We start from the raw sequence: 24,376 nt of genomic DNA, 5'->3' as shown, positions 1-24,376 counted from the left end.
CCGGCGGTCACCGGCTCGTTCGGGTGTGGAGGATGGCTTCCACCTCCACGGGACTCAAAAGGCGCAGCGGGATCAGATCGCCCGCCTTCACGCGAGCGGTGCCGAGGAACGCCGCCGGCTGCGGTCCGTACACCCGGACGAGCTCGTCGTCCGGATGGTCGATCTTGCGGCGCATGCCGCTGAGAAAGCGCCCCGTCTCCTCGGCGCTCAGGCGCACGACGGGCCGATCGGCCACCAGCGCGTCCACGGGCAGCATCCGCGCTTCGATGGCGTCGGCGCCGGCGTCCTCGAGAGTGACGAGCGCCACGGCCCCCTCGAGGCCCAACGCCCCACTGGAAATGCGCCTGAGCGCCACGAGGTGCGCGCCGCAGCCCAGCGCCTCGCCGATGTCTTGCGCGAGCGTGCGCACGTAGGTGCCTTTGCTGCAGCGCACCTCGATCTCGAGCCGCTCGCCGTTCCAGTCCACCAGCCGCAGCGCGTGGATCGTGACACGGCGGGCCTCCCGTTCGACCTCCAGCCCGGCGCGCGCGTACTCGTAGAGCGCTTTGCCATCGCGTTTGAGGGCCGAATGCATCGGGGGCACTTGCTCGATCGGACCGAGGAACTGCCTGATCGCCGCCTCGATCTTCTCGAGGGTGAGTTGCACCGGCCGGGTGCGCAGCACTTCGCCTTCGGCGTCCCCCGTGGTCGTCGTCACGCCCAGCTGCATGACCGCCCGGTACCCCTTGTCGGCCTCCAGCCCGAGCTGCGCGAACTTGGTCGCTGCACCGAAGCACAACGGCAGCAAGCCCGTGGCCAACGGATCCAAGGTTCCGGCATGGCCCGCCTTCTCGGCGCGCAGGAGGCGACGCACGCGCTGCAACGCGTCGTTGCTCGACAGGCCCAGGGGCTTGTCGAGGAGCAGGACGCCATGAACCACCCGCTTGGGGCGGCGGCCGGGAGCGGGCGCGACGGAAGGAGCGCGAACGTGCACGGTCGGTCAGTCCTTCGCGCGCTCGGCGTTCGCCCGTGCGATCAGCGCGTTGAGGTCGGCGGCGCGTTCGGTCGTGCGGTCGAAAACGAAATGCAGTGTCGGCACGGTGTGGATCTGCAAGCGCTTGAACAGCCCGTTGCGCAGAAACCCCGCGGCCTCGTTCAGCCCTTCCTCGCACTGCTGCGGGTCCCCGACCAGCACCGAGAAGTACACCTTCGCATGGGCGTAGTCGGGCGAGACCTCCACGGCGTTGATCGTCACCATGCCGATGCGTGGGTCCTTCAGTTCGCGGATCAGCTCCGACACGTCGCGTTGGATCTGGTCCGCCACCCGGAAGCTGCGATTCGGAATCGATCTCTTGTGTCTCATCGTGAACCTCCAAACGGGAAGCCCCGCGGGGGCGGGGCTTCGAGGCGGCGCCCACTCCCTCGGCTCGGGACTGGCGCGGATGCGGCCCTGGCGACCGGTGACGGCCGTCAGGGCCGGGGCTCCGTGGTGCCAGAGGGCCTCATCACAGCGTGCGTGCCACTTCCTTGATCTCGAAGAACTCCAGCTGGTCGCCTTCGGCGATGTCGTTGTAGTTCTTGATGCTCAGACCGCACTCGAAGCCCTCCTTCACTTCGCGGACATCGTCCTTGAAGCGCTTGAGCGAATCGAGCTCGCCGGTGTAGATCACCACGTGGTCGCGCAGCAGGCGCAGGCGCGCGTTGCGACGCACGACGCCGGAGGTGACCATGCAACCTGCGATCGAGCCCACCTTGGAGATGCGGAACACCTGGCGGATCTCCGCCGTGCCGATGACCTCTTCCTTCTGCTCGGGAGCCAGCAGGCCGGACATCGCCGCTTTGATCTCATCCACCGCGTCGTAGATGATGTTGTAGTAGCGGATGTCCACCCCGTTGTGCTCGGCCAGCTTGCGGGCGCCCGCATCGGCCCGCACGTTGAAGCCGATGATGACGGCCTTCGACGCCAGTGCCAGGTTGACGTCGCTCTCGCTGATACCACCGACCGCCGCGTGCACGATCTGCACCTTGACCTCGTCGGTCGAGAGCTTGAGCAGCGAGGCGGACAGCGCCTCCTGGGAGCCCTGCACGTCGGCCTTGATGATGAGCGGAAGCGTCTTGACCTCGCCCTGCCCCATCTGCTCGAACATGTTCTCGAGCTTGGCGGCCTGCTGCTTGGCCAGCTTGACGTCGCGGTACTTGCCCTGACGGAAGGTCGCGATCTCGCGGGCCCGACGCTCGTCGGACAGCACGATGAACTCGTCACCCGCCTGCGGCACCTCGGTCAAGCCTTGGATCTCCACCGGAATGGACGGACCGGCCTCCTGCGTCTGCCGGCCGTTCTCGTCGAGCATCGCCCGCACCCGCCCGTAGCTGGCACCGGCCAGCACCACGTCGCCGCGCTTGAGCGTGCCCGACTGCACCAGCACCGTGGCCACGGGGCCCCGGCCTTTGTCCAGGCGTGCTTCGATCACCAACCCCTTGGCAGGAGCGTCCTTGGCCGCCTTCAGTTCCAGGACCTCGGCCTGGAGCAGCACGTTCTCGAGCAGCTCGTCGATGCCCTGGCCGGTCTTGGCGGAGACGGGCACGAACGGCGAATCGCCACCGTACTCTTCCGGCACCACCTCCTCGGCCACCAGTTCCTGTTTGACGCGGTCGGGGTTTGCCTCGGGCTTGTCGATCTTGTTCAGGGCGACGACGATCGGCACGCCGGCCGCCTTGGCGTGATGGATGGCCTCACGCGTCTGGGGCATCACGCCGTCATCGGCGGCGACCACCAGGATCACGATGTCCGTCGCCTTGGCGCCACGTGCCCGCATGGCCGTGAAGGCCTCGTGACCCGGCGTGTCGAGGAAAGTCACCGTCCCGCGGGGCGTGTCCACGTGGTAGGCCCCGATGTGCTGCGTGATGCCACCCGCCTCGCCCGCGGCCACGCGCGTGCGCCGGATGTAGTCGAGCAGCGACGTCTTGCCATGGTCGACGTGGCCCATGACGGTCACCACGGGCGGGCGAGGCAGGGCCTCGGCACCTTGGGCCGCCGCATGCTCCTCCAGGAAGGCCTCCGGATCGTCGAGCTTGGCGGCCAGCGCCTTGTGCCCCATCTCCTCGACCACGATCATGGCGGTTTCCTGGTCCAGGGCCTGGTTGATGGTGACCATCTGGCCGAGCTTCATCAGCTGCTTGATGACCTCCGAGGCCTTGACCGACATCTTGTGCGCCAACTCGGCGACGGTGATCGTCTCGGGCACGTGCACTTCGATGGTTTGCGGCTCGCTCGGCGGCACGAAGGTCGAGCCGCCCTCGCGCTCGCCGCGCTTGCCTCCGCCCTTGGCCGGCGCGCGCCAGCCGGAGCGGCTCGCGGCGCCCAGGGTGTCACCCCGCGTCTTGAGGGCCCGGCGCTTGGCGGCATCATCCGCCCAGCTGGACGACAGCTTCTCGGACTTGACGGACTTCTTGTCGCCCGGCTTCGCGGCAGCCGGGGCCGCTGCGGGCGCGCCTGCGCCGGCGGCCGTCTTGGGCTTGTGAATCGTGCCCTTGATGCCTTCCTTGGCCGCTTCGGGCTTGGGTTTTTCTTCTTCCGGCTTCTTGGCGGTCAGCACCTTCTTGGGCGCAGCCATCATCGCGCGGATCGCCGCCGCCTCGGCCTCGGCCGCGCGCCGGCGGCGCTCGAGGTCGGCCAGACGCTGCTTCTCCTCGGCCTCGATGTCGGCCGCCTTGACCACCCGCAGCCCGGGCTTGGGCCCCTCGGCCGGTGCAGGTGCAGGTGCAGGTGCCGGTGCGGGCGTCGGGGCGGAAGCCGGCGACGGTGCGGCGGCAGGCGCGGCCTCGGCCGACGCGGTCACCTCGGCGGGCTCGGCAGCGGCCGGGGCCGGTGCGACGGCTTGCGCGGCGGCGCGTGCTGCAGCCTCGGCGGCAGCACGCTCGGCTTCGCGGCGCGCCTCTTCCTCGCGGGCACGGGCCTCGGCTTCCTCGCGCTCGCGGCGCTCCTGCTCCTCGCGCTGACGCCGCTTCTCGGCCAATTCCTCCTCTTGCCGGCGCAGCAGCTCGGCCTGACGGCGAGCCTCTTCCTCACGGCGTTGGAGTTCGGCCTGATCCACCACCGGGCCGCGCGCAGGCTCGGCGGCAGGCACGGCGAGGGGCTCGTCACGCTTGACGAACACGCGCTTCTTGCGCACCTCCACCTGGATCGTGCGGGCCTTGCCGGAGGCGTCGGCCTGCTTGATCTCGGTGGTGGACTTGCGGGTGAGCGTGATCTTCTTGCGCTCGGTGCCGGCGGTGCCGTGGGCGGAGCGAAGGTAATCGAGCAGACGTTCCTTGTCCGCCTCGGTCAGCGCGTCCTCCGGCGAAGCCTTCGCCACCCCGGCGGCTTTCAGCTGCTCCAGCAGCGTCGTCGCGGGGCGGTTCAGTTCGGCGGCGAACTGTGCGACTGTGGTTACGGCCATTGTGTCAGTCCTTGGGCGAAGCGAGTTCCGTGTGGCAGTTGATGAGGCGGGGTGTGCGAACGACTCAAGCGGCAAACCAATGCTCCCGCGCCTTCATGATCAAGGTCTTGGCCTGGGCTTCGTCGACCCCGGTGATTTCCACCAGCTCGTCGACGGCCAGGTCGGCGAGATCGTCGCGGGTATGGATACCGGCATCCGCCAGCTTGGCGATGAGCTCGGCATTCAACCCCTCGAGATCGCGCAGGTCCTGCGACACTTCCTCGACCTTCTCTTCCTTGGCGATTTCCATCGTGAGCAGCACATCCTTGGCCCGGGTACGCAGCTCGTTGACGGTGTCCTCGTCGAAGGCTTCGATTTCCAGCATCTCCTGAATGGGCACGTAGGCCACTTCCTCCAGGCTGGTGAAGCCTTCCTCGATCAGGATGTTGGCGACTTCCTCGTCGACATCCAGCTTTTCCATGAACAGCTTGCGAACCGCGTTGGTCTCCTCGGCCTGCTTGGCCTCGGATTCTTCGGCCGTCATGATGTTGATGCGCCAGCCGGTGAGCTCGGAAGCCAGGCGCACGTTCTGGCCGCCACGACCGATCGCGATGGCGAGGTTCTCCTCGTCGACCACCACGTCCATCGCGTGCCGCTCTTCGTCGACGACGATGGACTGCACGTTGGCCGGGGCCAGCGCACCGATCACGAACTGCGCCGGGTCCTCGGACCACAACACGATGTCGACGCGCTCGCCGGCCAGCTCGTTGGTGACCGCGTTCACGCGCGAGCCGCGCACGCCCACACAGGTGCCGATCGGATCGACCCGCTTGTCGTGGGAGACGACGGCGATCTTGGCGCGCGAGCCGGGATCGCGTGCGCAGCTCTTGATCTCCAGCAGGCCCTGCTCGATCTCGGGAACCTCCTGGTGGAACAGCTCGATCATGAACTGCGGCGAGCTCCGAGAGAGCATGATCTGCGGGCCGCGGGCGGTGCGGTCGACCTCGAGAATGACGGCCCGCACCCGGTCGCCCGTGCGCAGGTTCTCCTTGGGGATCATCTCGGAGCGCTTGAGACGCCCTTCCACACGCCCGGACTCGACGATGATGTCGCCCTTGTCCATGCGCTTGACGGTGCCCACGAAGATGCGGTCGCCGCGGGCCAGGAAGTCGTTGAGCAGCTGCTCGCGCTCGGCATCACGGATCTTCTGCAGGATGACCTGCTTGGCGGCCTGCGCGCCGATGCGGCCGATGGGCACCGATTCGACCGGCTCCTCGATGTAGTCGTCGACCTCGATGTCGGGGATCTGCTCACGCGCCTCGAACAGCAGGATCTCGGAATCGGGCTGCTGCAAACCGGCTTCGTCCGGCACGACGTGCCAGCGACGGAAGGTCTCGTACTCGCCGGTGTTGCGGTCGATGGACACGCGGATGTCGACCTCGCCCTCGTACAGCTTCTTGGTCGCCGAGGCGAGCGCGGCCTCCACCGCCGCGAACACCACGTCGCGGTCGACGTTCTTCTCGCGCGAGATGGCGTCCACCAGCATCAACAATTCGCGGTTCATGATTACTGACCTCCGTCTTCTTGTTCGTCCGCCCGCGCGCGCGCCGGGTCCGCCTTGCGGCGGCCCTTGAAGTCGATCACCGGCACCAGGCGCGCCTCGCGCACCTCGTCGAGCGAGAAACTCAATGCTTGATCCTGCTTGCCGTCGCTCAGGACGAGCCGCCACCCTTCGCCCTCCGCCTCCAGGACACCGCGGTACTTCTTGCGGCCCTGGAACGGCAGCTTCAGGGTGATGTCCACCTCGTGACCGGCGAAACGCTGATAGTCGGCTGCCTTGCGCAGCGGACGGTCGAGCCCTGGCGAGGAAACCTCGAGGCGCTCGTAATCGACGCCTTCCACCTCCAGCGCATACTGCAGCTGGCGGGTGACGCGCTCGCAATCGTCGACGGTGATGAACTCCCCTTGGGGGTCACCGGGCAACCGGTCGATGAAGACGCGCAAAAGGCCCCGCGAGGACCGCTCGCATTCGACGAGCTCATACCCCAGACCAGCCACCGTCCGTTCGACCAAACCTTGCCAACTCACCGCCTGCCAACTCCTTCTCGCCCACGCTTGGGTGCGGCTCGACCGCCTTGCCGCCACACCCACCCCCAAGCCCACGTGTACACGCCTGCCAAGGAGCCGGAAAATGACCGGCAAGCAAAAAAAATGGGCTGGATTTCTCCGCCCACTGACTAAGACTTAGCGAAAGTTGCATTCTACTCCGCATCCGGCCGCCGAAGCAAGACCTGGGCCTGTGTACGCCCCGGCCGGGCCGGGCTGCCGCCAGACTGGGCACCCTCGTCGAGTACCGCCGGGTACCGAGCCTCAGGACCGGGGCGGCGAAGCCGCATGCGACAATCCGCCGCTCGTGCATTCAACGGAGACACCATGGGATTTCTCGCCGGCAAGCGTCTGCTGATCACCGGTTTGCTGTCCAACCGCTCGATTGCCTACGGCATTGCCAGAGCCTGCCACCGCGAAGGGGCCGAACTGGCCTTCAGCTACGTGGGCGAGCGCTTCAAGGACCGCATCACCGAGTTCGCGCGCGAGTTCGGCTCGGAGCTGGTGTTCGAGTGCGATGTCTCGGACGACGGCCAGATCGAGCGGCTGTTCGCCGAGCTGAAGCAGGCCTGGCCGACGTTCGACGGCTTCGTTCATTCCATCGGTTTCGCCCCCCGCGAAGCGATCGCCGGTGACTTCCTGGACGGCCTGTCGCGCGAGGCTTTCCGCATCGCGCACGACATCTCGGCCTACAGCTTCCCCGCCATGGCCAAGGCCGCGGCGCCGATGCTCAACCCCAACGCGGCCCTGCTCACCCTGACCTACCTGGGCGCCGTCCGCTACGTGCCCAGCTACAACACGATGGGCCTTGCCAAGGCCTCGCTGGAGGCGAGCGTGCGCTACCTGGCCGCCAGCCTGGGCCCCAAAGGGGTGCGTGTCAACGGCATCTCCGCCGGGCCGATCAAGACGCTGGCCGCCTCGGGCATCAAGGGCTTCGGCAAGATCCTGGACGTGGTCGAACAGAATGCGCCCCTGCGCCGCAACATCACCATCGAGGACGTCGGCAATGTGGCCGCCTTCCTGCTGTCCGACCTGGCCGCCGGCGTGACGGCCGAAATCACTTATGTGGACGCGGGTTTCAGCCAGGTGATGGGCGGCGTCCTCGAAGCCCCCGGCACCGGGGAGTGACGGGCGCGCCCGCGCTCCCGCACCCGCGCTCCCGTACCTGCGCGCGAACCGGTGGCAGGCGGCGAGCAGCCGCCCCCCCCTGCGCTTCATAGCGCGTCCAGGATTTCCTTGCGCTTGGCCCGGTACTCCTCCTCGGAGATCAGATCGCGCTCGCGCAACCGCTTGAGCGCTTGCAACCGCTGCTCCTGCTCCTCGTAGAAGTGAGCATCGCGCGGTGCCACGGCCCGGCCCGAGGCAGCCGCCCGGCCGGCTGCAGTCGGCCCGCCGCCCGGTGCACCGGCATTCACCCCGGCAGGTGCTGCAGGCGCAGCGGGGACCGAGGCACCGGCCCGAGCGACGCCGCCCGCAGCCGCTGTGGCCGCGCCCTCCGCGCCGCGAAACACCAACCAGTCCTGCCGCCGCAGCTCGGCCGCACTGCTCGCCAGCGTCACGGAGCCCGGACGCTCCCGGCTGCCGAAGTCGAACTCGGGCAACAGGCGCGAGCCCCGATAGGCGTTGACGAAGTCGAGCCGGGCGTCGTGGACGACGAGGTTCAGCGCGCCCGCGGGCTGCACGAACAGGCGGGCCGTGATGCCGAGTGGCGTCGCCAGCAGCCCGGCATCGCGACGCGACGTGCTGAGCAGGACCACGTCATCGCCCGGGGCGGCGAAAGCGAGTGCCTGGGCCAACGCCACGGGCAGCTCGGCGAGTTCGTCCGCCCCGAAGAGCGGCTCTTGCCGGCCATTGCGCAGGAAGGTGATCGTCTCCATCCAGCGGCGCAGCTGCTCCGGGGTGTACGCCGCCGGGTGCTGATTGGCCTGCGCCTGCGGCTCGCGGGGGACGAGCCGTACCTGTGTGAACTCACGCACCGACCAGACCCGCCGAGGGGTCGCTTCGCCAGGCCCCGCGCCGGCCCCGCCCGCCTCGCCCCGGCCGAACAAGACCTCACGGATACCGGCATGTGCCGGCGGCAAAGCGGCAGTGGCGCCCACCGCCAGGGCCAACGCGAGCATCGCGCGCTTGGGTTGCTTCATCGTGGTCTCCTCTCTTCCTCTCTTTGATGGGCGTGCGCCACGGGACGGGGGCTCGCCCTCGCGATGCCGCGCGCAGGCGGGCACGGTCACACCGGGTCCAGCTCCTCGAGCGCGCGGGCGGCCCCGAGCAAGGCGGGCGTGGGAGCGCACACCACGTAGGTGGGGATCTGCTCCAGGTAGGCCCTGAAGCGCCCCTTGGACTCGAAGCGCTCCCGAAACCGCGAGCGCGCGAACCACTCGCCCAGCCTCGGCACGATCCCTCCTGCGATGTAGACCCCCCCGCGGGCACCGAGCGTGAGAGCGACGTTGCCGGCCACGTTGCCAAGGAAGGCGCAGAACAGTTCCAACGCCTCCACACAGCGGGCGTCGCGTGACTGGAGCGCCCGCTCGGTGACGTGTGCGGCTTCCAGTGGTTGGGCACGCACGCCGTCGAGCTCGCACAGCGCGGTGTAGAGGTGAACGAGCCCCGGGCCCGAAACCGCGCGCTCGGCCGAGACGTGTCCGAAACGCCGGCGCAGCACGCGCAAGACCCCCTCCTCGCGTTCGTCGAAGGGCGCCAGCGTGGCATGTCCGCCCTCGCCTTGCAGCGGGACGTGGCGCCGCCCCCCACAGGGCAACAGGCCCGAGACCCCGAGGCCCGTGCCGGGCCCCACGAGAGCAAGAGGAGCGTCGGCTGCGGGCGCGCCCGCCCCCACCTGCCGCACGCCTTCGGGGCCGAGGACAGGCAGGGACAACGCGAGGGCGGCGAAGTCGTTGAGCACCAACAAGCGCTCCACCCCCAGGCTGCGACGCATGGCGTCGATGGAGAACGACCAGTGGTGATTGGTCATCTGCACCTGGTCGCCGACGACCGGGTTCGCGATCCCGATGGCGATCGAGGCGGGCAAGGGCTTGCGGCGCTCCTCCAGGTAGCGGCAGAGGACCGCCTCCAGCGAGGGATGGTCGGCGCAGCGATACGAGGCGACGTCGCTCAAGGCCGCGCCCGGCGCCTCTACCCAGGCGAATCGCGCGTTGGTTCCACCCACGTCTCCGACGAGGCGTGGATGCGTGAGGGTGGGGGTCATGCAGTCAAGAATGGGTGTAGTTGCACTACACGCTCATCCTACCGCGTCCCTCGGCGACTTGTCCAATGTCGCCGCATCTGCTGCCCATGGCGGGACCGTCAACTTGAAACAGTAGGGGATAACCCTCCTATGCGTGGAGTAGTTCCACTACTAGAGTTCGCGCCGTTGTCCAACTACATCCCTTCTTGTAGTCCTGTTACCAACCCTCCCATGGCTCGCCCTTCCCGCACCTCATTCGGTACCCCCGCCCTCGCCTGCGCAGCAGGGGCGAGGCCGTGTGGCTCGGGCAGCCTGAGCGCGGCCGAACGATTGCACCCGGCTCTGCGATTTCCCACCCTCCGGCCCTCGACGACATGTCGTGCGCCGGTCATTTCCCACCCAAGAACCACGAGGAGTTCACCGATGAGAGGCAAGTTCAAGCTGCTCGCAGCAGCCGCAGCCGTTGCGGGCGCTTTCGGCGCGATGCCGGCGAGCGCGCAGGGTCTGGAGTTCCACGGCTACCTGCGCACGGGCACCGGCTCGAGCAGCGAGGGAGGCAAGCAGGTCTGCTTCAGCGCACCCGGCGCCGGCGCCAAGTACCGCCTGGGCAACGAGTGCGAGACGTACGGCGAGGTGGCGTTCGCCCTGCCCTTCGGCAAGTCCGACGGTCCCTACGCGAAATACAACCTCATGCTGGCCACCATCGAGAACAACGCCGCGTCGGACTTCGAGAGCGTCAAGGGGGACAAGTTCGACATCGCCAGCCGGCAGAACTACTTCGAGGCCGGCGGCTTCTTCGGCCCCGGCGCCCTCCAGAACGCGAAGGTCTGGATCGGCAAGCGCTACTACAACCGCCACGACATCCACATCAACGACTACTACTACTGGAACAACAGCGGTCTGGGCGGCGGTATCGAGGACATCGCGCTGGGCGGCGCGGCCAAGCTGGCGCTGGCCTACCACAGCAAAGGCGACGACACCCTGGTCAACGACGCGGTCAATGGGCTCAACACTCGGCGCCTGTCGGCCCGCGTCTACGACATCCCGGTGAACCCGAATGGCAAGCTCGAGTTCGAGCTCGTGCTCCTGAAGGGCGACAGCGCGGGGAGTCCTGCCGGTGGCGAGGGCAATGGCTTCGCGCTGTTCGCCGAGCACATGCAAACCGGCATCCTGGGCGGCTTCAACAAGGCGGCCTTGGTGATCGGCAACGACGCCGGCTTCGGCGGCGCGTCGGTGCCGACCTTCCGCGATGCGAACCGCTCTGCCAAAGGTTCGAGCTGGCGCTTCATCGACCAGCTCTACATCGCGCCGCAGGGGTCGAACTGGTCGGGGATGGCCGCCTTCGTGGCCGAGCAGGTCAAGCCGGACAACGGCAACAAGACCACCTGGTACAGCATCGGCGTGCGTCCTCAGTACAACTTCAGCGATCACATGAGCCTGGCTTTCGAGCTCGGACACGATCGCACGAAGGAAGAAGGCAAGGCCACCGCTCACCTGACGAAGTTCACCGTCGCGCCTCAGCTGTCGCTGTCGCGGGGCTTCTGGTCGCGCCCGGTGTTTCGCGCCTTCGCCACGTACGCCAAATGGAACGACGCGGCCGGCAACGCCGGCACGGGCGGAGTGTTCGGCAACGACCGAGACGGCATGACCTACGGCATCCAAGTAGAAGCCTGGTGGTGATCGCCCGTGGTTGAGGGCCGTGCGGCCCTTTCCTTCGCCCTCCACGAGGAGGGCGCAACGTCCTGACCGGCACGCCGGCCAGGCCATTGCGTCCGATCCCGGAAAGCCTCTTCCATGTCCAAGACCGACGTTCGTCCGCTCGACGCCTGGTGGCGCGGCGGAGTCATCTACCAGATTTACCCGCGCAGCTTCGCCGACAGCAACGGCGACGGGATCGGCGACCTGCCGGGCATCATCGACAAGCTGCCCTATGTCGCCGGCCTCGGCGTCGATGCGATCTGGATCTCGCCGTTCTTCCGCTCGCCGATGAAGGATTTCGGCTACGACATCTCGGACTACCGGGACGTCGATCCGATGTTCGGCACCTTGCAGGACTTCGACCGGTTGGTCGCCCGAGCCCACGAACTGGGCCTCAAGGTGGTGATCGACCAGGTGCTCTCGCACACTTCCGACCAGCACCCGTGGTTCCAGGAAAGCCGCTCCAGCCGCAGCAACGCCAAGGCCGACTGGTACGTGTGGGCGGACCCGAAGCCCGACGGCACGCCGCCTACGAACTGGCTGAGTGTGTTCGGGGGGTCGGCGTGGCAGTGGGACGCGCGACGGCGCCAGTACTACCTGCACAACTTCCTCACCAGCCAGCCGGACCTGAACTTCCACTGCGAGGAAGTGCAGCGCCAGGTGCTGTCCGACATCCGGTTCTGGCTGGAGCGAGGAGTGGACGGCTTCAGGTTCGATGCCTGCAACTTCCACTTCCACGACCGCAAACTGCGCGACAACCCGCCAGCCAAGAAGCGCGACACCCAGTCGGTGCAGGACACCAACCCGTACGGCATGCAGCAGCACCTGTACGACAAGACGCAGTTCGAGAACCTGGCCTTTCTGGAGAAGGTGCGCGATCTGCTGGACGAGTACGGTGCGGCGAGCCTGGGCGAGATCGGCGACGACAACGCGTTGGCGACGATGGCCGCCTACACCGCGAGCGGCAACAAGCTGCACATGGCCTACAGCTTCAACCTGCTCACGCACGAGAACACGGCCACCTACATCCGCAGCCAGGTCGAAGAGCTGGAAGCGGCGATGGACGGCGGCTGGCCCTGCTGGTCTCTCGGCAACCACGACGTGGCGCGCGTGCGCACGCGCTGGGGCGGCCCCGACGCACCCGCGGCCTACAACAAACTGGCGCTGGCCATGCTCTTGTCGCTGCGTGGCAGCGCGTGCTGGTATCAGGGCGACGAACTGGGCTTACCCGAGGCCGAGGTGCCTTACGAGCGCCTGCAGGACCCGTACGGCATCAACTTCTGGCCCGAGTTCAAGGGGCGCGACGGCTGCCGCACGCCGATGCCCTGGGACAGCACCCTGCCCCACGCCGGCTTCAGCGGTGCGCGCGCCGTCGAGCCTTGGTTGCCGGTCCCCGAGACGCATCGCCAGCTGGCGGTGGACATCAACGAGGCCGACCCTGACTCCGTGCTGCACTTCACGCGCACCTTCCTGGCCTGGCGCAAGCAGCATCGCGCCCTCGTGTGCGGGTCGATCCGCTTCATCGACGTGCCGCAGCCCGTGCTGGCCCTCGAGCGCCTGCCCGAGCGAGCCGGCGAGGCCACCCGGATGCTGGCGGCCTTCAACACCGCGGCTCACCCCGTCAAGGTGCGCCTGCCGCGACTGCCCGGTGCAACGCCCTTGAGGGGACACGGCTTCGCACCCCGACAGTTCGGCCGCCTGGACGGCCGCGACCTGGAACTGCCGCCGTACGGCGCGTACTTCGCTGCCCTGGCCGACTGACCTTCCGATCGACATGGCCCATCTGCAACTCAAAGGACTGCGCAAGTCGTACGGCGAGATCGAGACCCTGCACGGGATCGACCTCGACATCGAGGACGGCGAGTTCATCGTGTTCGTCGGCCCCTCGGGCTGCGGCAAGTCCACGATGCTGCGCTGCATTGCCGGCCTGGAGGAGATCACCGCGGGCGATCTCTACATCGGGGGGCAGCGGATGAACGAGGTGCCCCCGGCCAAGCGAGGCATCGCGATGGTGTTCCAGAGCTACGCGCTCTACCCCCACATGACGGTGGCCGAGAACATGGCCTTCGGACTGCGTCTGGCGGGCTACAGCAAGGACGAGCAGCGCGCGGCGGTGCAGCGTGCGGCCCAGATCCTGCAGATCGAGCACCTGCTGGACCGCAAGCCGAAGGCCCTGTCCGGTGGACAACGCCAGCGGGTGGCCATCGGCCGCGCGATCGTGCGCAAGCCGGGTGTGTTCCTTTTCGACGAACCCCTCTCCAACCTGGATGCGGCGCTGCGTGTGCAGATGCGCGTCGAGTTGTCGAGGCTGCACCGCGAACTCAAGACGACGATGGTGTACGTGACGCACGATCAGGTCGAGGCCATGACGCTGGCCGATCGCATCGTCGTGTTCAACGCGGGCCGTATCGAGCAGGTCGGAGCGCCGCTCGAGCTCTATCACCGGCCGGCGAATCTCTTCGTCGCAGGCTTCATCGGCTCACCGAAGATGAACTTCGTGCCCGTGACCGTCGAGTCGGCCTCGGCCGAGCGGGTGCGCGTGCGGCTCGCCGATGGCAGCGCGGTGGACGCAGCCGCCAGCGCCCCCGGCTTGGCCCCGGGCACTTCGCTCACGCTGGGTGTGCGGCCCGAGCACCTCGTGGCCACCGGCGCGACGGCGGGCAACTCGCTGCGCGGCGTGGTTCAGGTGGCCGAGCATCTGGGGGATACGACCTACCTCTATCTGGAGGTGGCCGGCGCACAAGGCCCGGTGGTGGTGCGCGCCGACCCCGACAACCCGCTGACGCCGGGCGATGCGGCCCACCTGGCCGTCGCGCCCGCACGCGCCTACCTGTTCGACGCCCAGGGTGTCGCGCTCGCCCGCGCGCCCTCGTGAGCGGCGACACCAGAGTTCTGAGACGAGTCGAGACCAACGGCTCACACGAACGCCCGAGAGGCAACACCCAAAGGAGCACTGAAATGAGGATTCAACGTGGACGCATCCGTCTGGTCGCTGCGGCGGCCCTTGCGTTGGCTGGCGGCACGGCAGCCCCCGCGATGGCGGCCGAGCCTGGCAAGCTGCTGATCTGGATCAACGGCGACAAGGGCTACAACGGGCTGGCGAAAGTCGGTGAGGAGTTCGCGAAGAAGACCGGCGTGCAGGTGGTGGTCGAGCACCCGGAGGATGCCCCGAACAAGTTCCAGCAGGCCGCGGCGGCGGGCAAGGGACCGGACATCTGGATCTGGGCGCACGACCGCATCGGCGAGTGGATCGGCGCGGGTCTGCTCCAGCCGGTGAGCCCCTCCAAGAAGGTGCAGGCCGACATCGATCCGCTGGGCTGGAAGGCCTTCACCGTGGGCGGCAAGGTGTGGGGCTACCCCATCTCCATCGAGGCCGTGGCCCTCGTCTACAACAAGGACCTGGTCCCCACCCCGCCGAAGACCTTCGAGGAGGTCATCGCGCTGGACAAGAAGCTCTCGGCCCAGGGCAAGAAGGCCATCCTCTGGGACTACAACAACACCTACTTCACCTGGCCGCTGCTGGGCGCCAACGGCGGCTATCCGTTCAAGCAGAAGGCCGATGGCACGTACGACCCCGCGGACACCGGCGTGAACAACCCCGGCGCCCTGAAGGGGGCCGAGTTGCTGACCCGCATGATCAAGGAAGGCGTGATGCCCAAGGGGGCGGGCTATGCCGACATGGAGGCCGGGGTCAACCAGGGCAAGATCGCGATGATGATCAACGGCCCCTGGTCGTGGGACAACCTGCGCAAGTCGAAGATCAACTTCGGCGTCGCAAAGATCCCCGCCGTCAGCGGCAAGAAGGCGACGCCCTTCGTCGGCGTGCTGGGTGCGATGATCTCCAAGGCCTCCCCCAACCGGGACGTGGCCGTCGAGTTCATCGAGAACTACATGCTCTCGGTCAAGGGGCTGAAGACGATCAACGACGACGTGCCCTTGGGCACGCCCGCGTCCAAGACCTTCTTCGCCGAGCTCAAGAGCGACCCGAACATCCAGGCCACGATGGCCAGCGCCCAGGACGGCCACCCGATGCCCAACAACCCTGAGATGGGTCGCTTCTGGTCGTCGATGCAGTCGGCGCTGCAGAACATGACCGAGGGTCGTCAGAGCCCGAAGGAGGCTCTGGACGCCGCTGCCAAGCGCATCACCGCCAAGTGATGCACGGGGCGCCGGACGCGAGACGCGCCGCCGCGTCCGGCGCCCACTGGAGCTTCCCGCCGCACCTGCCGCTTGCGCGGCCCGCCACGACATGAATGCAACACCCGGCCTGCGACGCTGGATCGGCCCTGCTGCCGGCGCCGCGCTCGCGCTCCTCGCGCTGTACCTCGTGACTGCCGTCTACGCGGCGGGAGAGTTCCTGCTTGCCGGCACGATCCTCGTGATCGTCGGCTTGGCCGCGTGGGTGTACACCTCACAGCGCCTGTACGCCTACCGCTACCTCTTTCCGGGCATCGCGGCGGTGGTCATCTTCGTGGTGTTTCCCATCCTCTACACCGTGGCGCTCAGCTTTTCCAACTACAGCTCGCGCCATCTGCTGACCTACGAGCGGGCCCGCCAGTACTTCCTCGACGAGACGTACCAGAGTGAAGGCGAGAGTTACCAGTTCACGCTGTACGGCGACGGCCGTGAGTATCGCGCGCGCCTGGAGGATGAAGACGGCCAGAAGGCCTTCGTGACCCCGGCACTGGCCCTCTCGCGGTCCGAGCCGCTGCGCGTGGAGGCGCAGCCCGAGCCGGCCGGGGGGCTCGGCATCGTCAACCCGGTCGAGCTCAAGGAGGTGATCCGTCTGCAGCCGCAACTGCGCGCGCTGACGATCGCCTTGCCGGACGGTACCGAGTTGCGAATGACGGGCTTGAGGCGTTTCGGCCCAGTGGCTCACCTGTACCGCGAGGGTGAGGGCCACACGCTCGTCAACCAGCAAACGGGCGAGGTGCTGCGGCCCAACTTCGAGACCGGCTTCTTCGAGCGCCCCAGCGCAGAGGCGGTGCCGCCCGGCTTCCAGGTGCGCATCGGATGGGACCACTACCTGCGCGTGTTCACCGACGAAGCCTTCCGCCAGCCCTTCTTGCGCATCTTCGGCTGGACGGTGACTTTCGCGGCGCTCACGGTCTTCTTCGCAGCCTCCCTGGGCATGCTGCTCGCGGTGCTGCTCAGCTGGGAGGCGCTGCGCTTCCGGGGCTTGTACCAGACGCTGCTGTTCCTGCCCTATGCCGTGCCGGGGTTCATCTCGATCCTGGTGTTCAAGGGCTTGTTCAACAACAACTTCGGCGAGATCAATCTGATCCTCGATGCCCTCTTCGGCATCAAGCCCGCGTGGTTCTCGGACCCGTTCCTCGCCAAGGTGATGATCCTGATCGTCAACACCTGGCTGGGCTACCCCTACATGATGGTCGTGTGCATGGGGCTCATCAAGGCGATCCCGGCCGACCTGTACGAAGCCTCCGCAGTGGCCGGAGCGGGGCCGTTGACCAACTTCTTCCGCATCACGATGCCCTTGGTGCTCAAGCCGTTGACGCCCCTCCTGATCGCGGCCTTCGCGTTCAACTTCAACAACTTCGTGCTCATCAACCTGCTGACCAACGGGCGGCCGGACTTCCTGGACACCAAGATCCCCGCGGGCACGACCGACATCCTGGTCTCCTACACCTACCGCATCGCCTTCGAGGACTCGGGGCAGAACTTCGGGCTCGCGGCCGCCATCTCGACGGTCATCTTCGCGATGGTCGCGCTCCTGTCCTGGATCAACCTGCGCGCCACCCGCATCACGAAGGAAGAAGGACGCTGAAACCATGGCCATCGTTCTCGACAAGTCGCACCGCTGGCGCGTGTTCGCGGCGCACGCCTTCCTCGTCGCGCTGGTGTGCCTCATCACCTTCCCCTTCCTGATGATCCTGTCGATCTCGCTGCGGCCGGGCAACTTCGCCAGCGGCAGCCTCATCCCGGACCAGATCAGCCTGGAGCACTGGAAGCTGGCGCTGGGCATCTCCTATCAGGACGCCGACGGCCGGCTCGTGCAGCCGCCCTTTCCCGTCCTCAAGTGGCTGTGGAACTCGGTCAAGGTAGCCACGCTTTCCGCAGTGCTGATCCTGCTGCTGTCCACCACCGCGGCCTACGCCTTTGCGCGCATGAAGTTCCGCGGCAAGTCGCAGGCGCTTTCCGCACTCATGATGATCCAGATGTTCCCGGCCGTGCTCGCGCTGGTGGCCATCTACGCCATCTTCGACCGCATCGGCAACGTCTTTCCCCTCTTCGGCATCGACAGCCACGCCTCGTTGCTGCTCGCCTACGCCGGCGGCATCGGCCTGCACGTGTGGACGATCAAGGGCTACTTCGACACCATCCCGGCCGAGATCGAGGAAGCGGCCAAGGTCGACGGAGCCTCGCCGTGGCAGGCGTTCCGGCTGGTGCTCTTGCCCATGGCGGTGCCGATCCTCTTGGTCGTGTTCTTGCTCGCCTTCATCGGCGCCATCATCGAGTACCCCGTCGCGTCGGTGCTCCTCAACGAGGAAGGCAAGCTCACCCTGGCGGTCGGCTCGCGCCTGTTCCTCTATGAACAGCGCTACCTCTGGGGCGACTTCGCCGCGGCAGCCATCCTCTCGGGTCTTCCCATCACGGTGGTGTTCATCCTGGCCCAGAAATGGATGGTGTCGGGCCTGACCGCGGGAGGCCTGAAGGGTTGAAGGGGCGCGCGCCACAGACCCCTTCGGCCGAAGAGCCCGCCGCCCCCCGACTTCTTTCCCTCGTGAGACACGGCCCGTGCCCGGGTCGCCACGACCACTTCTCGCCTTGCCCCTCATGAGATTGCACGCCTTGATCGCCCTGGCCTCCGCTCTGTGCAGCGGCTGCACTGCGCCGCCTCCGGCCGCGCCCGCGGACTCGCGCGCCCCCTGGGCTGCAGCGGCGGCATCGGCGCCCGCCGCGGTGCCCGGCAGCTTCGCCGACAACCCGATCGTCTACTTCGTGGTGACCGACCGCTTCTACAACGGCAACCCGAGCAACGATCACTCCTATGGACGGCAGAAGGACGGGCAGCAGGAGATCGGCACCTTCCATGGCGGCGACCTTGCGGGCCTGACCGCCAAGCTCAAGGAGGGGTGGTTCAAGGAGCTGGGCGTCAACGCCCTCTGGATCACCGCTCCGTACGAGCAGATTCGCGGCTGGGTGGTGGGCGGCGACAAGGAGTTCAAGCACTACGCCTACCACGGCTACTACGCGCTGGACTACACCCTGCTCGACAAGAACATGGGCACGCCCGAGGAACTGCGCGAGATGGTCGACACCGCCCATGCGCAGGGCATCCGCGTGCTGTTCGACGTGGTGATGAATCACCCCGGCTACTTGGACTTGCAGACCGCCCGCGAGTTGCTGCCCCAGGTGTTGTGGCCTGGCAGCGAGAAAGCGACGCTGCGCGACTATCACAGCTACATCGACTACAACAACTTCGCCTTCGGCCAGTGGTGGGGGCGCGACTGGGTGCGGGCCGGGCTGCCCGGCTACATCGACGGTGGGCGAGACGACCGCACGATGCAGCTCGCCCATCTGCCCGACTTCCGCACCGAAAGCAAAGCGCCCGTGCGGCTGCCCGAGTTCCTGCGGCGCAAGACGGACACGCAGGCCACGGACCTCCCCGACACCCCGGTGCGGGGGTATCTCGTCAAGTGGCTGACGCACTGGGTGCGCGAGTACGGCATCGACGGTTTCCGGGCCGACACGGTCAAGCACGTAGAGCCCGAGGCCTGGGCTGAACTCAAGCGCGAAGCGGTCAAGGCCCTGGCCGACTGGAAAGCGCGCCACCCGACCAAGAAGATCGACGATGCGCCGTTCTGGATGGTGGGCGAGTACTGGGGCCACGGGCCGCAACGCTCGCACCTTCACGACGCCGGGTTCGACGCGATGCTCGACTTCGACTTCCAGAAGCGCGGCGCCCAGTATGCGCGGCCCGAGGCGTTGTACCAGGCTTACGCGCGGGTGTATGCCGGCCGACCCGGATTCACGAACCTGGCCTATATCTCCTCACACGACACCGAACTCTTCGATCGCGGGCGGCTGTGGGACGCGGCCACCGCGCTGATGCTCGCGCCCGGTGGCGTGCAGATCTACTATGGCGACGAGACGGCCCGTCCGGCCGGGCCGTCACCACGGGGCGACCCCCAGCAGGCCACCCGCTCGCCGATGAACTGGTGCTCCATGGACACGGCCCTGTTGCAGCACTGGCGCAAGCTCGGGCAGTTCCGCTCGCGACATGTCGCGCTCGCCCGCGGTGAACACCGGATGCTCCAGGACGAGCCTTACGCTTTCGCCCGGGTGGACGCCGCCTCCGGCGACCGCGTGCTCGTCGCACTGCGCCTGACGAAACCGGCCTCCGTCCCGGTGGGCGGTGTGTTCGCAGAGGGCGAACACCTGCACGACGCCTACACCGGCCAGCGTCACGTCGTGCGCGACGGAGCCGTTCATCTTCCGGCACAGCCCGTGGTGTTGCTGGAGCGTGCGCCCGGCGCGCGCTGACATGCGAGACCGCCCGATGGCCGCCGCGGACACATTCTTGGTTACAGTGCAGGTGGAGGCCGTCCACCCATGCCTGTCCTGCAGCTATCCGGCTATGCCGTTTCGGTGTCGTCCGACGCGCTGCCCAGCGTCGCCCAGGAGGCGCCGATGAGCGCGTCCCTCACGCCCTATCCCGACCCCCGGTTGCTGGCCGACATCGGCGCGACCTACGCCCGCTTCTGCCTCGAGCAGGTGCCCGGCCGCTTCGAGCAGGTGCGCGTGCTGCCGTGCGCCGACTACCCGGGGTTCCTCGACGTCATGCAGGCTTACCTGCAGACCCTGCCCGAGGGCGTGAAACCCCGGCACGCGGCGGTCGCGATCGCCAATCCGATCGAAGGCGACTGGGTGCGCATGACCAACCGGGATTGGGCGTTCTCGATCCAGGAGGTTCAGCGCCAGTTGGGGCTGGCCACGCTCCTGGTGGTGAACAACTTCACCGCCCTGGCCATGTCGCTGCCCCGCATCGGTGCCGAGGGCCGCGAGCAGGTCGGGGGCGGCGAGCCCGAACCCAACGGCGTGATCGGCTTGCTCGGCCCCGGCACGGGCTTGGGGGTGTCGGGCCTCGTCCCCACGGGCGATCGCTGGACGACGCTCGCCACGGAGGGCGGCCACGTCAGTTTCTCGCCCGGCGACGAGCGCGAAATGCGCATCCTCGCCTATGCGTGGAAGACGCTGCCGCACGTGTCGGCCGAGCGGCTCGTTTCGGGGCCGGGCCTCGAACTCATCTATGAAGCGCTGACCGAGGGAGACCCCGAGGCCGAGCGTCCGCTGCCCGCGGCCCGGATCGTGCAGCGCGCCATCGAGAAGAGCTGCCGCTGGTCCGCCGAGGCGGTCGAGTGCTTCTGCAACATGCTGGGCACCGTCGCGTCGAACCTGGCGCTCACCCTCGGCGCCACCGGCGGCATCTACATCGGCGGCGGCATCGTGCCCCGCCTCGGCCGCACGTTCGTGGAATCGGGCTTCCGTGCACGCTTCGAAAGCAAGGGGCGGTTCTCGGGGTACGTCGCGCGCATCCCGACCTACGTGCTCACCGCCGAGAACCCGGCCTTCCACGGCGTGTCGTCGTTGCTCGCCGAGCACGTGCCGGCACACGAAGGCGGCAACCCCCTGATGGAGCGAGTCCGCGCAGCCCGGGCTCAGCTGTCGCCCGCCGAGCGGCGCGTGGCCGACTTCGTCCTCGAAAACCCGCGCACGGTGCTCAACGACTCGGTCGCCGTGATCGCCCAGATGGCCGAGGTGAGCCAGCCCACCGTCATCCGCTTCTGCCGCTCGCTGGGGTTCCAGGGCCTGGCGGACTTCAAGCTCAAGCTCGCCTCCGGCCTCACCGGCAACATCCCCGTGCAGCGCACCCAGGTCCGCCGGCAGGACGCCACGCCCGACCTTTGCGCGAAGGTGCTCGACAACACCATCTCGGCCATCGTGCAGTTCCGTGAATCGCTCAACGTCGAGGCGGTGGACCGGGCGATCGAGATCCTGCGCGCGGCCCAGCGGGTGGAGTTCTATGCCAGCGGCAACTCCGCCGTCGTGGCGCTGGACGCCCAGCACAAGCTGTTCCGCTTCCGCATCCCTGCGGCCGCGCACACGGACGCGGCCCTCCAGGCCCTGGCCGCCGACCTGCTCGGCCCGCAGGACGTGGCCGTCTTCATCTCCAGCTCCGGGCAATCGACCGAACTCGTGCGGGCCGCCGCGCTCGCTCAAGAGCACGGCGCGGCGGTCATCGCGATCACCGCGAGCAAGTCGCCGCTGGCTCGCAAAGCGACCGTGTGCATTCCGGTGGACCACGGCGAAGACAGCACCACCTTCATCGCGATGATCTCGCGCATCCTGCACCTGCTGGTGGTGGACATGGTCGCGGTCGGCGTCGCGATGCGACGCGACCCGGCCGCCGCCCTGCCTCAGCTGCAAGCCGGCTCAGCCGGTGCAGGGCCAGGGGTGCTCATCTCGCACGTGGTGTGACGGTGCGGGGCGCTGCCTGCGTCAGTCCTGCCGCACGCAGTCCACGTAGTACTTGGCGTTGCCCGCCTCGTCCAGCTCTTCGACCAACCCGTGCACGTCGGTGTCGAAGCCCGGGAACTTGCGGTTGAACTCGCGCGCGAACCGCAGGTAATCCACGATCTTCTTGTTGAATCGCTCGCCCGGGATGAGCAGCGGGATGCCCGGCGGGTACGGGGTCAGCAGCGAGGTCGTGATGCGGCCCTCGAGCTCGTCGATCTCCACGCGCTCGGTCTCGCGGTGCGCGATGCGCGCGTAGGCGTCGCTCGGCTTCATCGCAGGCTGCAGATCCGACAGGTACATCTCGGTCGTCAGGCGCGCGATGTCGCCCTTGGCGTACGTCTCGTGGATGCTCTGGCACAGGTCGCGCAGGCCCATGCGCTCGTAGCGCGGGTGCTGCGCGCAGAACTCGGGCAGGATGCGCCACATCGGCTGGTTCTTGTCGTAGTCGTCCTTGAACTGCTGCAACGCCGTCAGCAGCGTGTTCCAACGGCCCTTGGTGATGCCGATGGTGAACATGATGAAGAACGAGTAGAGCCCGGTCTTCTCGACCACCACGCCATGCTCGGCCAGATACTTGGTGACGATCGAGGCGGGAATGCCCGTCTTGGAGAACTTGCCGTTCAGGTCCAGGCCCGGCGTCACGATGGTGGACTTGATCGGGTCCAGCATGTTGAAGCCGTCGGCCAGCTTGCCGAAGCCGTGCCAGCGGGCGTCGCCCTTGATGATCCAGTCGTCGCGTTCGCCGATGCCGGCCGGCGCGAGCTTCTCCGGCCCCCAGACCTTGAACCACCAGTCGCGGCCGAACTCCTTCTCCACCTTGCGCATCGCGCGACGGAAGTCCAGCGCCTCCATGATGCTTTCTTCCACCAGCGCGGTGCCGCCCGGGGGCTCCATCATCGCCGCGGCCACGTCGCACGACGCGATGATCGCGTACTGCGGCGAGGTCGAGGTGTGCATCAGATACGCCTCGTTGAACAGGTGCCGATCGAGCTTGCGCTCTTGCGACTCCTGCACCAGGATCTGGGAGGCCTGGCTCAAGCCCGCCAGCAGCTTGTGCGTGGACTGGGTGGCGAAGACCAGCGAGTCCTTGGTCTTCTGACGGTCCTTGCCCATCGCATGCATGCCGCGATAGAAGCCGTGGAACGCCGCGTGCGGCAGCCAGGCCTCGTCGAAGTGCAAGGTGTCGATGTAGCCGTCGAGCATCGACTTGATCGTCTCGGTGTTGTAGAGGATGCCGTCGTAGGTGCTCTGTGTGATCGTCAGGATGCGCGGCTTGATCTTCTTGGCATCCACGCCCTGCAGCAGCGGGTTGGCGGCGATCTTCTTCTCGATCGCTTCACGCGTGAACTCGCTTTGCGGGATCGGACCGATGATGCCGTAGTGGTTGCGCGTCGGCGTGAGGAACACCGGCACCGACCCCGTCATGATGATGGCGTGCAGGATGGACTTGTGGCAGTTGCGGTCCACCACCACCACGTCGCCAGGCGCCACGGTGTGGTGCCACACCATCTTGTTGGAGGTGGAGGTGCCGTTGGTGACGAAGAAGCAATGGTCCGCGTTGAAGATGCGCGCCGCATTGCGTTCCGACGCGGCCACCGGCCCGGTGTGGTCCAGCAGCTGCCCCAGCTCTTCGACGGCGTTGCACACATCGGCGCGCAGCATGTTCTCGCCGAAGAACTGATGGAACATCTGCCCGATCGGGCTCTTGAGGAAGGCCACACCGCCCGAGTGGCCCGGGCAGTGCCAGGAGTAGGAACCGTCCTGCGCGTACCCCACCAGCGCACGGAAGAACGGCGGCGCCAGCGAATCCAGGTAGCTGCGGGCCTCGCGGATGATGTGGCGCGCCACGAACTCCGGCGTGTCCTCGAACATGTGGATGAAGCCGTGCAGCTCCTTGAGCACATCGTTGGGAATGTGCTGGGAGGTGCGCGTCTCGCCATACAGGTAAATCGGGATCTCGGCGTTCTTGAAGCGGATCTCGCTCACGAAGGCACGCACGTTCTTGAGCGCGGCGTCCACCTCCTCCTTCGAGCCCGAGCCGAACTCCTCGTCGTCGATGGACAAGATGAACGCGCTGGCGCGGCTTTGCTGCTGCGCGAACTGCGAAAGATCCCCGTAGCTGGTCACCCCCAGCACTTCGAAGCCTTCTTTCTGGATCGCCTCGGCCAGCGCGCGTATGCCCAGGCCGGAGGCGTTCTCGGAACGGAAGTCCTCGTCGATGATCACGATGGGAAAGCGAAAGCGCATCATGAAAGCGGTCTCCGGCGCGTGAGCGGGGGCTGAAAGGAAAGCGCGAAGTGTAGAGCTTCGGGAAAGCCCTGGCCGGGGCTGTCCTCAGCAAACAACATGCGCCCGGGCGCCACCCCGGCTTACACTTGCCGGCATTCCGCCGTGCAGGCAGCGGCGCACAGGACTGCTGCTGGGTGAGCGGCAGCCGCGAGCCGGATCCCGC

Annotated in this window: 17 protein-coding genes; 9 read left to right on the top strand and 8 right to left on the bottom strand. The window is 67.4% G+C overall.

Annotated elements, in window-relative coordinates; all coding sequences use genetic code 11:
* Positions 1-7 precede the first annotated feature (7 nt).
* From truB to rimP, 5 genes are all read right to left on the bottom strand, one after another.
* A complete protein-coding gene (truB, locus tag OMP39_RS07080) occupies positions 8-973 on the bottom strand; it encodes a tRNA pseudouridine(55) synthase TruB (protein WP_264894279.1) in 966 nt (321 codons plus the stop codon).
* A gap of 6 nt (positions 974-979) precedes the next feature.
* The gene (gene rbfA / locus OMP39_RS07075; RefSeq protein ID WP_264894277.1) at positions 980-1,342 is read right to left on the bottom strand and encodes a 30S ribosome-binding factor RbfA; all 363 of its coding nucleotides are present in this window, start codon (positions 1,340-1,342) and stop codon (positions 980-982) included.
* Between the two features lie 142 nt (positions 1,343-1,484).
* Positions 1,485-4,418, bottom strand: a complete 2,934-nt coding sequence (gene infB, locus OMP39_RS07070) for a translation initiation factor IF-2 (protein WP_264894276.1) — start codon at positions 4,416-4,418, stop codon at positions 1,485-1,487.
* Positions 4,419-4,482: 64 nt separating this feature from the next.
* Entirely contained in the window at positions 4,483-5,961 is a 1,479-nt protein-coding gene (gene nusA, locus OMP39_RS07065; RefSeq protein WP_264894275.1) for a transcription termination factor NusA, read from the bottom strand.
* A 2-nt stretch (positions 5,962-5,963) separates the two neighbouring features.
* Complete coding sequence (gene rimP / locus OMP39_RS07060; RefSeq protein ID WP_264894273.1) at positions 5,964-6,485, bottom strand: ribosome maturation factor RimP; 522 nt, start codon at positions 6,483-6,485, stop codon at positions 5,964-5,966.
* A gap of 345 nt (positions 6,486-6,830) precedes the next feature.
* On the opposite strand from rimP, the gene fabI reads away from it, so the two are divergent.
* On the top strand, positions 6,831-7,631 hold the full coding sequence (fabI, locus tag OMP39_RS07055) for an enoyl-ACP reductase FabI (RefSeq protein WP_264894271.1): 801 nt from the start codon (positions 6,831-6,833) through the stop codon (positions 7,629-7,631).
* 86 nt (positions 7,632-7,717) lie between these two features.
* Here fabI and OMP39_RS07050 read toward each other — a convergent pair whose 3' ends face one another.
* Together OMP39_RS07050 and OMP39_RS07045 are read right to left on the bottom strand one after the other, a co-directional pair.
* Positions 7,718-8,644, bottom strand: coding sequence for an SHOCT domain-containing protein (locus tag OMP39_RS07050; protein ID WP_264894270.1), 927 nt, complete (start codon positions 8,642-8,644; stop codon positions 7,718-7,720).
* Positions 8,645-8,730: 86 nt separating this feature from the next.
* On the bottom strand, positions 8,731-9,708 hold the full coding sequence (locus tag OMP39_RS07045) for a glucokinase (RefSeq protein ID WP_264894268.1): 978 nt from the start codon (positions 9,706-9,708) through the stop codon (positions 8,731-8,733).
* Positions 9,709-10,110: 402 nt separating this feature from the next.
* Here OMP39_RS07045 and OMP39_RS07040 point away from each other — a divergent pair, with 402 nt between their 5' ends.
* The 8 genes from OMP39_RS07040 (at position 10,111) to OMP39_RS07005 (ending at position 21,885) form a co-directional block, all read left to right on the top strand.
* Positions 10,111-11,367 carry a maltoporin gene (locus OMP39_RS07040; protein ID WP_264894267.1) on the top strand — a complete coding sequence of 419 codons (1,257 nt, stop codon included), beginning with the start codon at positions 10,111-10,113 and terminating at the stop codon, positions 11,365-11,367.
* 114 nt (positions 11,368-11,481) lie between these two features.
* A complete protein-coding gene (locus tag OMP39_RS07035) occupies positions 11,482-13,146 on the top strand; it encodes an alpha-glucosidase family protein (protein WP_264894265.1) in 1,665 nt (554 codons plus the stop codon).
* A gap of 13 nt (positions 13,147-13,159) precedes the next feature.
* Positions 13,160-14,260: an ABC transporter ATP-binding protein gene (locus tag OMP39_RS07030; RefSeq protein WP_264894263.1), complete on the top strand. Its 1,101-nt coding sequence runs from the start codon at positions 13,160-13,162 to the stop codon at positions 14,258-14,260.
* A gap of 83 nt (positions 14,261-14,343) precedes the next feature.
* Positions 14,344-15,543, top strand: coding sequence for a maltose/maltodextrin ABC transporter substrate-binding protein MalE (malE, locus tag OMP39_RS07025; RefSeq protein WP_264894262.1), 1,200 nt, complete (start codon positions 14,344-14,346; stop codon positions 15,541-15,543).
* A gap of 91 nt (positions 15,544-15,634) precedes the next feature.
* Entirely contained in the window at positions 15,635-17,170 is a 1,536-nt protein-coding gene (gene malF, locus OMP39_RS07020; RefSeq protein ID WP_264894261.1) for a maltose ABC transporter permease MalF, read from the top strand.
* Between the two features lie 4 nt (positions 17,171-17,174).
* Positions 17,175-18,065, top strand: coding sequence for a maltose ABC transporter permease MalG (gene malG / locus OMP39_RS07015; RefSeq protein WP_264894258.1), 891 nt, complete (start codon positions 17,175-17,177; stop codon positions 18,063-18,065).
* 115 nt (positions 18,066-18,180) lie between these two features.
* Positions 18,181-19,890 (top strand): alpha-amylase family glycosyl hydrolase, encoded by a 1,710-nt coding sequence (locus OMP39_RS07010; protein WP_264894257.1) that lies wholly within the window; start codon positions 18,181-18,183, stop codon positions 19,888-19,890.
* A 147-nt stretch (positions 19,891-20,037) separates the two neighbouring features.
* The gene (locus OMP39_RS07005; protein ID WP_425340673.1) at positions 20,038-21,885 is read left to right on the top strand and encodes a glucokinase; all 1,848 of its coding nucleotides are present in this window, start codon (positions 20,038-20,040) and stop codon (positions 21,883-21,885) included.
* A gap of 21 nt (positions 21,886-21,906) precedes the next feature.
* Here OMP39_RS07005 and OMP39_RS07000 read toward each other — a convergent pair whose 3' ends face one another.
* Positions 21,907-24,174, bottom strand: coding sequence for an arginine/lysine/ornithine decarboxylase (locus tag OMP39_RS07000; RefSeq protein WP_264894253.1), 2,268 nt, complete (start codon positions 24,172-24,174; stop codon positions 21,907-21,909).
* Between the last annotated feature and the right edge of the window lie 202 nt (positions 24,175-24,376).

Origin of the sequence: Schlegelella aquatica, assembly GCF_026013905.1 — a bacterium.
GTDB lineage: Bacteria > Pseudomonadota > Gammaproteobacteria > Burkholderiales > Burkholderiaceae_C > Caldimonas > Caldimonas aquatica.
This window is presented reverse-complemented; position numbering and strand designations above follow the sequence as displayed.

Coding starts and splice junctions, on each gene's coding strand:
- rbfA (WP_264894277.1), bottom strand. CDS start 1,342: ATGAGACACAAGAGATCGATTCCGAATCGCAGCTTCCGGGTGGCGGAC.
- infB (WP_264894276.1), bottom strand. CDS start 4,418: ATGGCCGTAACCACAGTCGCACAGTTCGCCGCCGAACTGAACCGCCCC.
- nusA (WP_264894275.1), bottom strand. CDS start 5,961: ATGAACCGCGAATTGTTGATGCTGGTGGACGCCATCTCGCGCGAGAAG.
- fabI (WP_264894271.1), top strand. CDS start 6,831: ATGGGATTTCTCGCCGGCAAGCGTCTGCTGATCACCGGTTTGCTGTCC.
- OMP39_RS07050 (WP_264894270.1), bottom strand. CDS start 8,644: ATGAAGCAACCCAAGCGCGCGATGCTCGCGTTGGCCCTGGCGGTGGGC.
- OMP39_RS07045 (WP_264894268.1), bottom strand. CDS start 9,708: ATGACCCCCACCCTCACGCATCCACGCCTCGTCGGAGACGTGGGTGGA.
- OMP39_RS07040 (WP_264894267.1), top strand. CDS start 10,111: ATGAGAGGCAAGTTCAAGCTGCTCGCAGCAGCCGCAGCCGTTGCGGGC.
- OMP39_RS07035 (WP_264894265.1), top strand. CDS start 11,482: ATGTCCAAGACCGACGTTCGTCCGCTCGACGCCTGGTGGCGCGGCGGA.
- OMP39_RS07030 (WP_264894263.1), top strand. CDS start 13,160: ATGGCCCATCTGCAACTCAAAGGACTGCGCAAGTCGTACGGCGAGATC.
- malE (WP_264894262.1), top strand. CDS start 14,344: ATGAGGATTCAACGTGGACGCATCCGTCTGGTCGCTGCGGCGGCCCTT.
- malF (WP_264894261.1), top strand. CDS start 15,635: ATGAATGCAACACCCGGCCTGCGACGCTGGATCGGCCCTGCTGCCGGC.
- malG (WP_264894258.1), top strand. CDS start 17,175: ATGGCCATCGTTCTCGACAAGTCGCACCGCTGGCGCGTGTTCGCGGCG.
- OMP39_RS07010 (WP_264894257.1), top strand. CDS start 18,181: ATGAGATTGCACGCCTTGATCGCCCTGGCCTCCGCTCTGTGCAGCGGC.
- OMP39_RS07005 (WP_425340673.1), top strand. CDS start 20,038: ATGAGCGCGTCCCTCACGCCCTATCCCGACCCCCGGTTGCTGGCCGAC.
- OMP39_RS07000 (WP_264894253.1), bottom strand. CDS start 24,174: ATGATGCGCTTTCGCTTTCCCATCGTGATCATCGACGAGGACTTCCGT.